General features: G+C 56.8%; 11 protein-coding genes and 3 pseudogenes. 4 read left to right on the top strand and 10 right to left on the bottom strand.

All coding sequences use genetic code 11. The annotated features are described in order from the left end of the window. Positions 1-18 precede the first annotated feature (18 nt). The 4 genes from AC4OR5_RS20175 to AC4OR5_RS20160 form a co-directional block, all read right to left on the bottom strand. On the bottom strand, positions 19-2,538 hold the full coding sequence (locus tag AC4OR5_RS20175) for a fimbria/pilus outer membrane usher protein (protein ID WP_058159950.1): 2,520 nt from the start codon (positions 2,536-2,538) through the stop codon (positions 19-21). A gap of 116 nt (positions 2,539-2,654) precedes the next feature. Further along, positions 2,655-3,368, bottom strand: coding sequence for a fimbrial biogenesis chaperone (locus AC4OR5_RS20170; RefSeq protein WP_003112554.1), 714 nt, complete (start codon positions 3,366-3,368; stop codon positions 2,655-2,657). 57 nt (positions 3,369-3,425) lie between these two features. Further along, complete coding sequence (locus AC4OR5_RS20165; RefSeq protein ID WP_023107046.1) at positions 3,426-4,043, bottom strand: fimbrial protein; 618 nt, start codon at positions 4,041-4,043, stop codon at positions 3,426-3,428. Positions 4,044-4,487: 444 nt separating this feature from the next. After that, positions 4,488-4,865: an Hpt domain-containing protein gene (locus AC4OR5_RS20160; protein ID WP_058134333.1), complete on the bottom strand. Its 378-nt coding sequence runs from the start codon at positions 4,863-4,865 to the stop codon at positions 4,488-4,490. A gap of 598 nt (positions 4,866-5,463) precedes the next feature. Here AC4OR5_RS20160 and AC4OR5_RS20155 point away from each other — a divergent pair. Continuing rightward, positions 5,464-6,102 (top strand): NUDIX hydrolase, encoded by a 639-nt coding sequence (locus tag AC4OR5_RS20155; protein ID WP_003086228.1) that lies wholly within the window; start codon positions 5,464-5,466, stop codon positions 6,100-6,102. Between the two features lie 377 nt (positions 6,103-6,479). Continuing rightward, entirely contained in the window at positions 6,480-7,040 is a 561-nt protein-coding gene (locus AC4OR5_RS20150; protein ID WP_003112558.1) for a hypothetical protein, read from the top strand. Between the two features lie 120 nt (positions 7,041-7,160). On the opposite strand, the gene AC4OR5_RS20145 is transcribed toward AC4OR5_RS20150, so the two are convergent. The 4 genes and pseudogenes from AC4OR5_RS20145 to AC4OR5_RS20130 all read right to left on the bottom strand — a co-directional run. After that, entirely contained in the window at positions 7,161-7,565 is a 405-nt protein-coding gene (locus AC4OR5_RS20145) for an acyl-CoA thioesterase (protein WP_023107048.1), read from the bottom strand. A gap of 394 nt (positions 7,566-7,959) precedes the next feature. Beyond that, positions 7,960-8,373 carry a CesT family type III secretion system chaperone SpcU gene (gene spcU / locus AC4OR5_RS20140; protein ID WP_071536156.1) on the bottom strand — a complete coding sequence of 138 codons (414 nt, stop codon included), beginning with the start codon at positions 8,371-8,373 and terminating at the stop codon, positions 7,960-7,962. Next, positions 8,370-10,433: a type III secretion system effector cytotoxin ExoU gene (gene exoU / locus AC4OR5_RS20135; protein ID WP_058159949.1), complete on the bottom strand. Its 2,064-nt coding sequence runs from the start codon at positions 10,431-10,433 to the stop codon at positions 8,370-8,372. The genes spcU and exoU overlap by 4 nt, the downstream gene beginning before the upstream one ends. A 139-nt stretch (positions 10,434-10,572) precedes the next feature. Further along, positions 10,573-11,195 (bottom strand): annotated as a pseudogene (locus AC4OR5_RS20130) (integrase core domain-containing protein); the annotation flags it as partial. Between the two features lie 199 nt (positions 11,196-11,394). Here AC4OR5_RS20130 and tnpC point away from each other — a divergent pair. Then, a pseudogene (gene tnpC, locus AC4OR5_RS20125) lies at positions 11,395-11,967 on the top strand (IS66 family transposase); the annotation flags it as partial. A gap of 2 nt (positions 11,968-11,969) precedes the next feature. On the opposite strand, the gene AC4OR5_RS20120 reads toward tnpC, so the two are convergent. Further along, positions 11,970-12,419, bottom strand: coding sequence for a GNAT family N-acetyltransferase (locus tag AC4OR5_RS20120; RefSeq protein WP_003108471.1), 450 nt, complete (start codon positions 12,417-12,419; stop codon positions 11,970-11,972). A 64-nt stretch (positions 12,420-12,483) separates the two neighbouring features. Here AC4OR5_RS20120 and AC4OR5_RS20115 point away from each other — a divergent pair. Next, positions 12,484-12,636 (top strand): annotated as a pseudogene (locus tag AC4OR5_RS20115) (DsbA family protein); the annotation flags it as partial. Here the strand turns inward: AC4OR5_RS20115 and AC4OR5_RS20110 are convergent. Then, a complete protein-coding gene (locus tag AC4OR5_RS20110; RefSeq protein WP_003108468.1) occupies positions 12,633-12,851 on the bottom strand; it encodes a hypothetical protein in 219 nt (72 codons plus the stop codon). The pseudogene AC4OR5_RS20115 and the gene AC4OR5_RS20110 overlap by 4 nt on opposite strands. Between the last annotated feature and the right edge of the window lie 1,662 nt (positions 12,852-14,513).

Here is a 14,513-nt window from a genome sequence, read left to right as displayed (position 1 = left end):
GACTGCAGCGGGGGCATTTCAGATCGAAGACCGACGGCAACTGAGCGCAACTCGTTCGTAAGTCAGATCCTTGTTCCTGGGCGGCAACTGATAGTCGACGGAACAGGAGCCATCGCTCCAGCGAATGGACAGGCGCCCCTGGTCCTCGATACCGAACACCAGCAAACGGGACAGGTTGTCGACCATTCCCACGACCCGCTCTTCCTTGTCGTATGCCTGTGCACCGAAGGGAATCTTTCCTCCAGACTCCATGCTCAGGTCGAACTGCACCCGCCGACCGGACTCCGCGGAGAAACGCTTGGCAACCACGGCGCCCCGGGTCGGCACGGCCATTTGCGTGCTGTCGCTGATCTCGGTATCGCTTCCAAGGGTATTGGTATCCAGGTTCACCCAGTTGTAACGATAGGGTTGCATGTAGGGGAGCACGGCATAGCCACGGCCGTCGGTGCGAACCGAAGAGTAGCCGTCGAGGCCGACGCCGCCGACCTCCGGAACCTCCACCAGGCCGAACGTTTCCCCCACCGGCTGGCCGAAGGTCACTCCCCCCGGATGCACCACTACCGAACCGCTTGCTCCCAGGTTGATCTGCTTGTTGTCACGCCCCTGGCTGTAATTGGCGGACAACTTGGCCTTGGACGTGTCCCAACCCAGGCCGACGCTGCCGGAGTTGCCGCCGTCCTTGCTGTAGTTGGCCTGTGCGCTGTAGTTGAACGCATTGGCTTCATCCAGGTATCCGGAGATACCGGTGTTCAGACTCGAATCACCATGCTGTGAACTCACGGCATTGGCATATACCTGACTGGAGCGTGCGCTACCGCCCAAGGGGATGCTGACGGAGGCCGTGAACTGGGTATCGGAGCGCCCGAACGACCCCGTCTCCTGGGTACGGGAAACCGCCAGGCTGTAGCTCGCGCGCTTGATGCCGCTGCTGAAGCCGAACTGCACGCGACGGCTGCTGCCGGGGCGATTCCAATATGTGGTTTCGCCCGCCGTGAGATAGAGCGAACTGCGTCGGAACAGCGTCTGGTTCACCGTCAGGTCTATGCGGCTCTTCTGCCGACTGGAACTTGAGCCATAGAGGTAGCTCTCGTCGGACATGTCGTCGATATGCTGGCTGAGAGTACGGTAGCCTTCCGTGGAATAGCGATAGCCCACCACGGTAAAGCTGGTTTCGGTGGCGTTGATGGTCTTGGAATAGAGAAGCCGCAGACTCTGCCCCTGGTTGCGCCCACCCCGTCGCGTGCGGGACTGGCTATGGGTCACGTCCGCAGAAAGACCGCCCAGGGGCGTGTTGAAGCCGAGGCCCAGGTTGGTGGCATTGTACTTCTCGGCAGCCAGCAGGCCGCCAAAGCCGGTAACCCTGTCGGACAAGCCATACACAGCCGATCCCTGGAGCAGGTTGACCGACGGCTGGCCGTCATTATGGTATTCACCGGCGGCCAGGCCATAGCGCAGGTTCCCCTTGCGGGTCATGACCGGCAGGTAGGAATAGGACTGCTTGAAGGACCGCTGGCGTCCGTCCGCCTCGATGATCTTGACCTCTAGGTCGCCATTGGAGCCGCTGGGATAGATGTCGGTGATCTCGAACGCACCGGGCGGTACGTTGGTGGAATAGATCACGAAGCCATTCTGGCTCACCTCGACCGTCGCATTGGTTTCAGCGATACCGCGCACCACCGGGGTATAGCTGATCTCGTTGTCGGGCAGCATGCCGATATCGGATTGCAGTTGCACGCCGCGCATACGCACGCTCTCGAAAGCATCCCCCTGAGCGGAGGTATACAACTCACCGAGGGACAAGGTCCCCTTCAGGGCACGAATGTCACGTTCCACATAGGTACGGTTGCTACTGAACTTGTTGCGCATGCCGGTACCCCCGCTCAGGGAGGAGTCGTTGCGCAGACGCCAGCCAAACAGGTTGAAGCCATTGCGCAGGCCCAGGTAGCGGTAATCGCTGTTCTGGCCAAAATTGGTGTTGCGCGTGAAGTTGGCCTGGTAGTTGGAAAACAACGCGGTGACACCGTCATCCCAAAGAGAGGGATCCACATAGCCACGCGAGTGCCGCTGTACATACAGCTGTGGAATGCTGACCAACAGGGAAAGACTGTTGACGTCGAACTCGACGGATGCACCAGGGATGAGTTCGGCGACATTCAGGGGCGTATTGTTTTCCAGGTTGGCCGGAATGAGCTTGTCCCGAGTCAGCCGGGCGATATCGACCCCAATCTCCTTGAGCAGGCCCATCCGAATGATCGGGCGAACGCTTCCGGTGTCGGGATCGGCACTGAACACGACATCTTCGCGTCGGATCATGATCTGGTTCAAATGAATGTCGACGCTGTAAGTGCCGGGGGACACCGAGTTGCCGTTCTCGAAATACTTCAGTTCAACGGGCGCCCCGCCCTCGTTGTTCAGGAACTCGGCGTTGAATTCCACCGCGAAGGTTACGGCAGGCAAAGCCAATCCTAAGGCCACGAGACAGGAAGACCTGGAATAGACGGACACCTCGAAGTCGAACTTTTTCCTAAATATGGCCACGCGAATATTCCTTGGACTAATTTCCGACAAACCGGAAACACCCATCCATAGGGGAAGTTAAGAGCAGATCTTCTGCTCTTCTGCTCTTCTGCTCTTCTGCTCTGCTCTTCTGAGCGTCAGTCGGATAAGGAGCTGGAATGTTTATCGAGTCCGCCATAGTCATTTACGCTCTGGAACTCGATATTTCCAGAAACGCCGGGGGGAGTTCCCTTGACTTCGAATCGGCGACTCGACTTCGGCGCGACCATGTCGGCATCAACGACATAGGAGGCATTGCCAGCTTTTAATTTCACGTTAGCGAAAGAGACATGAAACGCAGTATCGTTGGAAACTTCGACAACCGACTTTCCACCCTGCCGGACAAGACGCCAGTTCAACTTTCCAGGCGCTTCGGCGGAAGTTCCCGATAAGTTATCAGGGCGGTAGAAGACCTTGATACGCTGGCGCAAAGCTATCTGCAACGTATTAGCCGACGCAGATTTTTGTGGAATTTCCTGGACGTTCAGACGGAATACGGATTCCCTGTCGCTCGGCAAGCCTTCCCCTTGAAACAGGATACGCAGGGTTTGCTGCTTATTGCCTCCCAAACGACTGAGGGCAGGCGTGATGACAAACGGAACCTCACGTTTATCTGCCCCATTATCAGCCTCTACCCAGGATTGAATCATCACGTCATTGGAAGCCTGGTTCCTGACCAGGATTGCAGCCTCCTTGGCAGGCGCCTGCAGAACGACCCGGGTTCCTCCCAGCGTGATTCCCGCATTGGCAAGGGTGGAAAAAAGCAAAAGGATGCCACCCCAGATAACTCTGGAAGAAAATGGATATTTCATGATGAACTCGCACCTTATGGAACGGGGTATATACATACCCCGCCCATGTAGCAGAACTTAGTTGTATTCCAGGGTGAACGGCAAGGAGCCGTTGGCAATACCTGCCGTAGCGGCCGCAGCGCCAGACTTGACGTAAGCAGCCCGCAGATTCAGATTGGCGCTGTAGACGGTGATGTCATTGCCTTCGCCATCTTTTTCAATATTGGAATTCAAGGGAGCATTAATGGTCTCGTTCGCCGACAGGTTCAGCAGCTTGCCATCGGAGCCATAGATGCCAATACCGACGCCAGTGGCAGTGGAGTCTTTACCAAGCTTCAGCAGGCTTTCGTTGTGCGAATCGATGCCGGTACCGGACATCGGGTCGAACTTCAGCTTCACGGTGGTCAGACCGGTACCGGTCTTGCCGCAGTCCAGGTTCAGGTTCAGGCTGGTACCACCAGCGATGCTGCCGCCCGCGGTGCCGCCCAGCGAGTCGATGCTGATCTTGCCGAGGCTTACGTCGATGGTCTGGTTGCCCGCTGCACCGCCAACGGTGGTGCCAGCACCACCAGTGATGCTGCAAGCGGCCGCGGTGATTTCACCTTTGAAATTGATGGTGCCGTCTGCCGCCATGGCATTGCCGACGACCAGGCTGGCTACTGCGGCAGCCAGAATGCTTTTCATGGAAATGGACACGATTGAGCTTCCTTTTGACAGTGAAAGTGTTGCGATTTTTGAACTCTATAAGAGCCAGCAACATTCTCCGAAAAGCCGAATAGAACGACAACGAAGCACTTCCCAGGCAATCGTGTGAAATCTCCCCAGTGCTTGTATGACGTTTCCTACAAGCGACAAAAACCTCGTAGTTAAAAACCCTCCGACACCACAAGCTCGCTGCCACTAACAGCCAAAGACAATGAACGATCCGAAAGAAGCGCCATCAACTTCGATAGCGCCTCTTATATAGAAGGATGAAAAGGCAAGGCAAATCAAAGCAAATCCAGCGAGTACCCACTTACCCCATTATCCCAATAGCAGACGCGGAGCTTACGGGATCGAGAAATCCATGCTGGTGAATAGATGCGATTCAGGTTATGGAGAAACCTGAACAGCTTCTGAAACCTCTATCTGGTCCGATCTCTAGAGCTTTGCCAATTCGGTTGAGATACTGATTTCGAACGCACTTAGTTTGCCTTCCAATGAAGAGACCAGATTGGCTATCCGCTCGGAAGACTCCGATGGGTTCTGGCAAGCCTTTTCAAGGCAGGAACAAGACTCGACCAATAGGCTGCTGCCCACCACCCTCGCAGCCCCTTTTATCCTGTGCGCAAGTTCGGCCACTCCTTGCATGTCTGCGAGTTCAAGCAATTCCGCCAACCGAGTACGATCATCCCGACTGCTGGCCAATAAAGTTTCCAGCAACCGCTGCAATGCAGCCGGCTCGCCGCCGGTAATGGCCTCCAGCGAACGAATGTCGAAAAGACTTTCCATCGGCGATTCCGAACCAAGCTCTTTCATACAGACTCCATCGATATGCTTAAAGGAAGGTCACTGCGCATTGCGCTGTCCCGCCTGCGGGACTCCAGGCATCCGTAGAACGACAAGGCCGTACATGCCGTCCGGGCCAGTTATCCGCAAGCAGCATAAGGGAATTGCCTCCGCCTCTGCCGTCCAAACAGGGGAGCATCGCTTGTTGCGCCTCATCGAACGGCCCCAAACGGCCCTGGAAACGCTCATGGCCGGCACGGAGTCTACCTTTGCCAGCCGACCGCAGCCGGCCCGACCGCTCGTTTCGGGGAGGGAAACTCCTACGGTAAGTCTGTGCGAAGAGGCGTCATCGGTTGCGACCGCCTGACGGTTCGAAGCGAACCTGGCAGTGGAGCCATCGCTGCGACACGCGAACCTGGGTTACGCGCATGTGTTGGAAAGCGACGGTCGCAACCAGGGTTTGATGAACCACTATTGGCGTGCACAGGCATACGAGGAAGACGCAGGGAACACCTGGTTGAAAACCAACTCTACCGATCATCGAGCAGCGAGGGTTCTATCTATGGCACAACCATTGGACGGCTCGCACGACGCGGACCACCCGAAGGCCGAAAAAACGGAAGGAAAGGTGCCATCGGTCAGCGATCCCAGGGCGCTTGCCCATCTTCTGGAGTTGATACTGTCCACCGCCCAGGCCGGTCTCGCCTTTTCCAAGGACCGCTTCGACATCGGACGCTTTCGCGCGCTCCAGCATGCCGTCGCCGAATTCATCGCCAGCGACCAGGGGGTAGCGTACGAACGGGTCGAGAACTGGATCGCCCTGGACAGCCACTACCCGACCCCGAAACTGGACGTCCGTGCGTTGATCCTCGACTCGCAACAGCGGGTCCTGCTGGTCCGCGAGGCCTCGGATGGTCGCTGGACCCTACCGGGCGGCTGGTGCGACGTAAACGAGTCGCCGGCAGATGCGGTAGTTCGCGAAACCCAGGAAGAGAGCGGACTGGAAGTCCGAGCGATACGCCTGTTGGCATTGCTGGACAAGCACAAGCATCCCCACCCTCCCCAACTGCCGCATGCGTTGAAAGCTTTCTTCTTCTGCCACGTCACCGGTGGCAGGCTTCAGCAACAAACGGACGAAACGTCGGCGGCCGAGTACTTTCCGGTGGACGCCTTGCCGCCGCTTTCCGAGCACCGGGTACTGGCCTCGCAGATCCAGACGTTATGGCAGCGAATCCGCGCAGGAACGCCAGAGGCGCTTTTCGACTAGGCTGCAGACCTCATGGAGTCATCGCGCGGCAGACGGCCTGACCCCAACGGCGTCCAGCAGGCGCACTCGGCAGATCGACCGACCAGTCGATAAGCGCTTGCCGCCCTCCACCATCGCCGGCAGCTTGACGCCGCCAACAGCGGCGCAGCGTGCCTTCCGACCAGTAAAGCCAGCCCGTCGTTCTCGTTCGAATGCTTGCCGGAGCGCACCCGAGGCACCAGCCGCCCGACCATCCCGAACGTGCAAACTCCGAGCGAGTTCCCCCCGCTTCGTCCATAGCTCATCCGTGCTAGTCGACCCTCACCTTGGGATGCACCTAAGATTCGTCCCTTGGATGACCCTCCGCGGTCGGGAACAAGACATTCAAGGACGAACTCATGGGCAAACCATTCCTTCACGCTCGGCGCTGGCTGCTGCCGCTCACCTTCATCTGCACGGCAACGACTGCGGTCGCCGAAAGCACCGGCGACTACTGGATCGTCTACGGCAAGGGCGAACGCTACAACAACGAGGTATTCGTCGCCAACGCCACCGGCATCTTGCAGCAACCCAAAGGTATCCAGTCGGCGCAGATCATCCAGCTATTCGAAGACCGGTCGATGCCGACGCTGACGGCCTACGAGGTCCAGTTCAAGTGCAAGGAGCGCAGGGTTCGCTTCGACAACGCGCGCGCCATGCGCCGCATCGACAACGTCATCACCAACGTGAAAACCGTCGACGGCTGGATCGACCCGGAGAAATACGATTATTGGCTGCAACGCTCGTTCGCCTTCGTCTGCGCCCCGGCCATCCGCGACAACAACCAGATGTTACCGCTGGGCAAGATGCCCATTGCGCGCATGGTGCAGACCGTCCAGGCAATGTTCGTCGAACTGCAGGGCGTCCAGGCCAAGAAACAGACCATGCGCGATCTGGATGCCATGCTCGGCAACGAGTAGAAATGAAGGAAGGCGGCTTGCCGCCCTCCTCCGGAGCGCCACGGAGCAGGTCAGCGGCATGCCGCTCGCAGCGTCCTGCCGGCCGTAGCCAGCGCCGCGACGAATAGCCAGAATGTTTCTCTATGCGAGGAGCGCGCGGAGCTGCGCGGGGACTTCCATGACTTCGCGGGTATCCGGGGAGACACAGACCTGCGTCAGGCTCGCAGTGAACGCCACCACGTCCGGCGAAAGACGTCCTTCGACTGAAAACGAGAAAGAATGCGTCCCCACGTTCGACACATCCACTCGCAGCGTGAGTTCGTCGTCCCAGGTGACCGGATGCAGGAACTCCAGGGAGAACGCTCTCGCCGGGGGAAGAATCCTGAAACCCAGGAGGGTTCTGAGCCCCGGGCCTCCCAGCCAGACCCCGAGCGCCTCCTGCACCGCTTCCAGCACGAAGTATGAAAAACGTGGCGTATAGACGATCCCTTCGGGATCACAGTCGCCAAACAGTACCGTTCTTTTTATGAAAACCGGGGTCGGCATCGCGTCACTAATCCAGTCGCGAGGAAAGGAGCTTCACTCTATGAAAGTCCAGGCCCACTGACAAATCCTCGGATAGCCATGCACCTGTTCACCAGGCTGCATGGAAGCAGACTGGCAGGCACACGACTGTGGTTGCCAGTGCCGATATAACTGGCGAAAGCACGAAACCAGCCGCTCGTTCTGGCGCGCTGTGGATCGGATATCCGGACTCCAGAAACAGAAAAGCCCACCTCGAGGGCCTCGGCTCGTTGAACCAGGATGGGGCTCGGTAGAAATGGTGTTGGCACGACAACTCATTGCAGCATGAACAGATAGGCCACCTTCGGGTGGCCCATCTATTAGAGAAATTACCAACTGCGGATTTTATTGGCAGTATCGCTCCTTCCCCTTGCGTTCAAACGAACACTAACGCGCTGGTTTGTATCTGAGCTGGAACCAACTCACCCGTCGGCTCTAGCAATGGCACTAATCGTGAATGTCCTTCCCGCAGCCTATCGTGCAAGCGGTTCAGTGCATCCACATCGTCAACGCCATCACGTGCCTCAGCCCAGAGCACAAGTCTACCGGCATCGTCCGCCGCAAGTTTCACCGGTGCCAAGGATGAGAATGGAGAGTTCACTTGTAACAATTGCAAGATCACACCCAGCGGTAACCCTGAAGGCACAAGTCCCAACTCAACGGCGAAAAGCCAACCGCCCTCGAGGCGCTCCATAACCAGTTCCGGTCCCTCTGCCGGTTGCAGCCGCAACGTGGCATCGTTGCTCGAGGGAAGTCTCAAGCCCCACTGTGCCAGCCATGTATCAATCATGTGAACTCCTTATTCCGCCAAGCCTTAGCCATCTCAACGGTAGTCGAACTCAAGGGTTTGCCGAAACGCAGGAAGCCTCGTGCCGAGTAGTTGTCGACGATATCGTTCAGCGCTTGATTGATTTCCGCCGGACTGGTGGCATGCAGTAGCTGCTCCTCCGCCCGACGTAACAGAGCTACGTTGGAATCCGGCTGGCCAGGGCGATACAGAGAGGGGAAGATAACTTCCTTACGAATGTTCTCGGCAATAACCGCCACTTTGCGGCGCTGCGCCTCTGCTAACGCAGCGGCGAGCACCGGCGACTGCACCGTCTGCCCGCGCATGGCATCGAGTAACTGCTGATGATCAACGTTATCAGCATGGTTTAACTCAGCTGCCAACCATGCTAGGCGTTCCGGAGTATCTGCCAGCGCATCGAGTCGCTGAAGAGCGGAGCGCATAGCCTCGTCCAACTTGAGCCTACCCGCCAAGCCATTGGCGCTAACGATAGCGACAGTCAGCTCGGTGAACGTATCCCGCGCCTTCTGGCGAAAAGCCACCGCCCCGTCTGTGATCTCCGGGTTCTGTTGAGCAACACTGGTGAGCATACTGTCATCAAGTGCCAGCAGCGCCTCGTCGAGAGAAGCGAAGGTATGACGCTCTGAAGCCTGAAGACGTTTCTCCAGATGTTCACCGACTCGCTCCTGGAGGCGCTCCTGAAGATGCGCCTTTATCTCGTCCGGCATGGTGAAGTTCAAGGTGCCACCGAGCATGCCACTGAAATCACCGCGCTCGCTCTTCAACGGCACCACAACGGTTTGCTCGCGCAATTCCTCCAGGCCCTCGAGCTGCAGCATTTCGCGCGCCTGCAGGGCAGGCACCCCGACGACCCAGCCCTTGAGCGCGCCGCCCCTAGTACCTCGGTCGGGCGCTACCTCCCCAGCTTCGCCCTCGAACTCAAGGATCAGGTTGTCGTTGCGCCGCAGTGGCCCGCTGTCAAAATGCTTGTCGATCATCTCAGGGACCGGCACGTTAATCATCACCCCGCCATCCTGGAATTCTGTCCACTCTACGCCGGCCTGGTACGGCTGATCACTCAAGCTGACCTTCTGGAACACTCCCGGGAAGGAACCGGAGATATGGGCCGCCTGGGCGACCTCCAGATCCGGTGTGTGACTGGCATTGAACACCACTAATTGCGGACGCCCCTCGAACATGGCCGTACCTGTGATGTTCAGCGTCTTAATCTGGGGAATGTAAGCACTCAACCGATCTAGATCGCCAAAGGTGACTCCGGAGCCGGACTGCAATCTGCTGGCGATGGCGGCAACGGTCGGCTGGCGTGCAACCTCTGGGTGCGTAGCGATCTGTCCGAGCACGGCCTTGCGTGTCTCGTCGCGCAATAGGCGTTCTAGGGGCTCAGCCCGCGAATCTATGCGTGGGAGTACATTGAGCAGCAACTCAGAGAAGCCGCCGATCTTGTTGCCCAAGCCCTTTTTCAGCGATGCGCCGATCTCGCTGCTAATGTGTTGGAACAGCTTCAGCTTCTTGTTCGAGCTGTCGAGCAGCGAAATAAGATCCATCTTGTCGGAAAGGGTCTTGAACGCCGCCGGGCTCATACCTGAGGCCAAAAGGGCGGCGGTGATGCCGCCAGCGGACGAACCGGACATGCTGCGGATGCCATCGAGCATGCCTTTCTCTTCTAGCGCCAGCATTGCTCCCGGGTATGCCGCACCTTTGGCACCACCGCCGCTTAGGACCAGACTGGTCAATGGTGGCCGACTGAGCTGCAGCTCGGTGACTCCGTTCTCAAACTGGCGCAGAGTGATCTGTCGCGGTCCTGCCGAGTCAGTCAGGGTACGGGACTCCCCTTGCCCTTGGGGACTGCTGAAACGCACGTCGCTAACGCTTTCCGGCAACTTCCCGGAAAGTATTCCCGGCGTGCTCTTTAGGGCAACCCCGAGACCTTGCCCTGAAGGTTCCTGACGCAAGCTGGCGGACTTATGCGCTGCCTGCGAGGGGGTTTCGACAGGCTCCTGATTCAGCGAGGAGGCAGTAGCCCCCAACGATTGGATATGCATGTTCGCTCCTTGAAATACCGAGGGGTTCGGAGCAAATATTAGGAAAACCGGTCATAAGGTTTTGCCAGTTTCGGACGTTTTTTTATCAGTTCGGACTGGCCTGCCCCCCCAGTTTTAGTACCGCTGCCTAGTTAGTAGGCTATGGGGTTGATATCAACTTTTCCTGCTTCAGCTGCTGCTGGTTGGTTCGCCACTTCGCAGCAAGCTCTGCCGGGGAGAGATTGCCAATGGCGCTGTGTGGTCGGTGCTCGTTGTAATCCCGCCAAGCCGCGATACGGATTCTGGCTTCGACCAGCGAGCTGTGCTCATTGAGGCATTCGCCCCGGAACTTGCCGTTGAATGACTCGATGAAGGCGCTCTGCGTGGGCTGGCCAGGCTGAATCAGCTTCAACTTGATGTCACGCTGACAGGCCCACTGATCAAGCGCCTTGCCGGTGAACTCGGGCCCTGGTCGGTGCGGATCGCCTGCGGGTAGCCACGAAACCGCGCCATCTCGTCCAGCGCCCGCGTGACACGAAAACCGCTGATACCGTACTCCACCAAGATGTCGACCGACACCTTGGTGAAGTCATCGACCACCGTCAGGCATTTGATCCGTCGCCCAGTGCTGAGCGCGTCGAAGACGAAATCCATCGACAAGACCTGGTTCGGTGCGCTCGACAGGCTCAGGCATTCGCGCGCCACCGCGACCCTCCGCCGCCTCACCATCAAGCCGGCGGCTCGGTACAGCCGGTAAATCCGCTTGTGGTTGACCTGCACGCCACAGCAGGATGTGCAGGCGGCGTTAGCTACAGCGTCGATACTCCTGGGCCAGTTCCACCAGTTGGGCGTGCAGCTCGGTCGGTACACTAGCCTCGACCCGCTTGAGGAAGTCGAGAAGAACGCTTCTGCACTGCCGTCTCCTGCTTGGAAAACGGATTCTACTAAGTTCAGCGTGGTACTGAAATCGGGGGGCAGGTCACAAGGCATCACTGAAATCGGCTGCATGGCCCACGCCCGGCGCAAGTTCTTTGATTTGCACGTGGCGAACAAAAGTCAGCTGGCTGAACAGGCCCTGCACTCGATCAGCGGCTTGTACGAGGTCGAACGTCAGGCGCGGGACATGAGTGATGAAGAGCGCTGGCGAATACGACAAGAATTGGCGGTGCCGATCCTCAAAAAACTGCATGACTGGATGTTGGCTCAGCGAGACCTGGTGCCCAATGGATCAGCCACGGCCAAAGCCCTCGATTACAGCCTGAAACGCTGGGTAGCGCTGACGCGCTACCTGGACGATGGGGCTGTGCCCATCGATAACAATCAGGTCGAGAACCAAATACGGCCATGGGCGCTCGGGCGTTCGAACTGGCTGTTTGCCGGGTCGCTGCGCAGTGGTAAACGGGCGGCTGCAATCATGAGCCTGATCTAGTCGGCGCGTATGAATGGGCATGATCCGTATGCCTATCTCAAAGATGTGCTGACGCGGCTGCCCACGCAGCGGGCCAGTGAGATCACTGATTTGTTGCCGCATAAGTGGGTAAATAGTCTGGAATAATCCTACAGCCGCTTCTCCATAACGATGGTGCGCTCCGCCCCATGAAACTCGTCGCGGATTTTCTGATAACCCAATGCGGTATAAAACCTTTCAGCTGTAATCGACGATGGCACACGTACAGCTCCAACTCCTGCGCTGGCAGCAGTTGTATGAATGACATCCATCAAATGCCGCCCGATACCGCCTTTCTGGTGAGCTGGGTCAACGAAAACACTTCTGACGACGTCACCGTCGAGACCGGCAGTGCCAATAATGTTTTCGCCCAATAAGGCTACGAAGACCCTACGCTTCGTAAGCTGTGTGGTGATGGCTTCAGGAGAAAAGCTCTGCTCAACCTGAGCGATCACATCAGGCGGATAGTCCTGTGAATTTGACTCACGCAGGGCGGCTATAACTACGCAGCTTATCGCTGCTGCATCTCTGCTCGTGGCGGGACGAACGTGGCATTCCATGCTGAGACCTCAATCCTAAAGGATTACAGCTTAGCGCATCGCAATGTGCCTTCCCCGGACGCTTACGAACATCGACACCGCACAGTCGAAGGGCATTACAGCGACCCCGACCCTCGTCATCCGGGACAACCAGACAGGACGAAGCGTGAAGCTTGAAGGCATGGCCGACGAGACCACGTTGCTGTCGGCGATAGACTGGCTAGCCAAGGATCTCTAGCGTCGCGCCAAGAGACTCTTGGCTAAGAAGTCAGCGAGGATTCCAACATCCCTCTTTTGGGCCTCCAGGATGCCCTGCACTTCACCTGGCAGAACCTCGACCTCCTCCCCATCCACAATCTTTACCATTCTCTTGCGGCCGGAGCTGGTGAGGCTAAGCCTCAACTCCATCGCCGGCCGGGCATTGATGTAAATGCTCTCGAGCAAGCGTTCCATGACTTCGACCACTCCTTAATATCAGTTAGCCATCTCCATACAGGGATTATGCCCTCTAGGGCATGAGGGAGTCACCCCTAACGCTGCAAGCAGCAGTTCTGGATACGGACGGGCTGATGGTTTCCTGCTGCCCCATCGCAAGCGATCCTGTCTGCTGTCTATTCCTTCCTCGAACCGGTACAAGCCCGCACCTCTTCATCACTTCCCCAAATGGGCCACCACACCCCCTGGCTATCGGCTTACTCTTAGTACTACTCACTAGCGTGTGCCTGACCTAACCAAGACTACAAAACGATAGGCGGTTCATCTTTCCTCATAACTTGAGGTTACTATTGAGTCTCATCCAACCCTCAGGGTTAAGGAGATTGGAATGCTTATTAAAATTCTTCGAATTATATTCTTGTTGCCTATAGTTGGTTTGGCACAGCAGGCTGCTGCCTCCCCGCCCGCAGAGTCACACTCGGAACAATCTGAATCTTCGTGTATCGATGTCCAAGTCAATGGAGCACGTAGCCTGTCTTATAACTGCATGGCTCAGCAAATGACTCCACCCAAAGAGGATCCTCGGCGTCGGAACCCTACCTTGAACTCCACATTAGCGTCTGAACGCGCCACTCGCCTGCCACCCACACAGACAGGACTTTTTACCAGCCTTCATCAACGTGCCATATCGAACTCGAAAGACTAGCCCTCAGCCAAACGACTTCCAGCCTATGCAGGGCACTCTATAGAGTGCCCTGCAGCACATTCACAAGCTGAACACCTTGAAATAAAATCCTACTAAGGCGCATCCTTAGTTCAAAACCACATTTATTATTCCTGACACATTCTGGACCTCGCCATACACTGCCCGCCCATCACGATAACTGTAGCTCATTATCACTGGAATCGTTGTTTTGAATGCAGTGCAACTGTAGTTTACAACAACAGATCCGCCATATGGCTCAACACCCAATTGAATGTCGGTCGGGCCGACCCATGACACATTACACCCTTGAGATGAATTCCCGGGTGTATTGTAACCAACACATCGTAGATCTGATGTTCCCCTGCTAACACCGTCTGGATAGAAATTGGCATAACGTGGAGCATAAAGATTTGCCCGGCAAGATGTTGTAAATTTCCTATCTCCGCTGGCAGAAACAGTGACCGTTCCTGGTGAAGGCATTGCCGAAATGATCATCCTTTGCAGAGGAGGGAGTGTAGGCGCTCTTTGACTCGACTTCATATTACTTGGAAGAATCGAACAAACTACAACATCTTCAACATCCACACCCTTTGAGACTTCCCCCAGACTTGTTATTTCAACTCCACCCTGCGCCCGACATATCTCACTTCCATCATTTGAGCCCTCATCAGCACACGCGAAATTGCTAGCCACCAAAAGCACAGCCGACATAACAAGTGATTTTTTCATTTTCAAAAAGACCTCTCCAGGCTAAAAATTATTAACTCAGTGAATACCCAGCTCATTGGGCGGCTTTCTTATCAGCTTCTCTGATTCAAGAACACGACCTTCAATTGGATCGCAGTTCAGCCGATTTGTAGTGGTCTACTGATCCCGGACACCGATTTAGGCGAGAATCCTCGCCGTGAGAGAGGTGTCTGATGAGCAAGCAACGACGTACGTTTTCCGCCGAGTTCAAACGAGAGGCCGCGGCC

Source organism: Pseudomonas sp. YA1 (assembly GCF_058680555.1).
This window is presented reverse-complemented; position numbering and strand designations above follow the sequence as displayed.

Bases quoted from the DNA above. Each gene is read 5' to 3' on its own strand.
- AC4OR5_RS20160 (WP_058134333.1), bottom strand. From the start codon at position 4,865: ATGAAAGAGCTTGGTTCGGAATCGCCGATGGAAAGTCTTTTCGACATT.
- exoU (WP_058159949.1), bottom strand. From the start codon at position 10,433: ATGCATATCCAATCGTTGGGGGCTACTGCCTCCTCGCTGAATCAGGAG.
- AC4OR5_RS20170 (WP_003112554.1), bottom strand. From the start codon at position 3,368: ATGAAATATCCATTTTCTTCCAGAGTTATCTGGGGTGGCATCCTTTTG.
- AC4OR5_RS20150 (WP_003112558.1), top strand. From the start codon at position 6,480: ATGGGCAAACCATTCCTTCACGCTCGGCGCTGGCTGCTGCCGCTCACC.
- AC4OR5_RS20145 (WP_023107048.1), bottom strand. From the start codon at position 7,565: ATGCCGACCCCGGTTTTCATAAAAAGAACGGTACTGTTTGGCGACTGT.
- AC4OR5_RS20110 (WP_003108468.1), bottom strand. From the start codon at position 12,851: ATGGAACGCTTGCTCGAGAGCATTTACATCAATGCCCGGCCGGCGATG.
- AC4OR5_RS20120 (WP_003108471.1), bottom strand. From the start codon at position 12,419: ATGGAATGCCACGTTCGTCCCGCCACGAGCAGAGATGCAGCAGCGATA.
- spcU (WP_071536156.1), bottom strand. From the start codon at position 8,373: ATGATTGATACATGGCTGGCACAGTGGGGCTTGAGACTTCCCTCGAGC.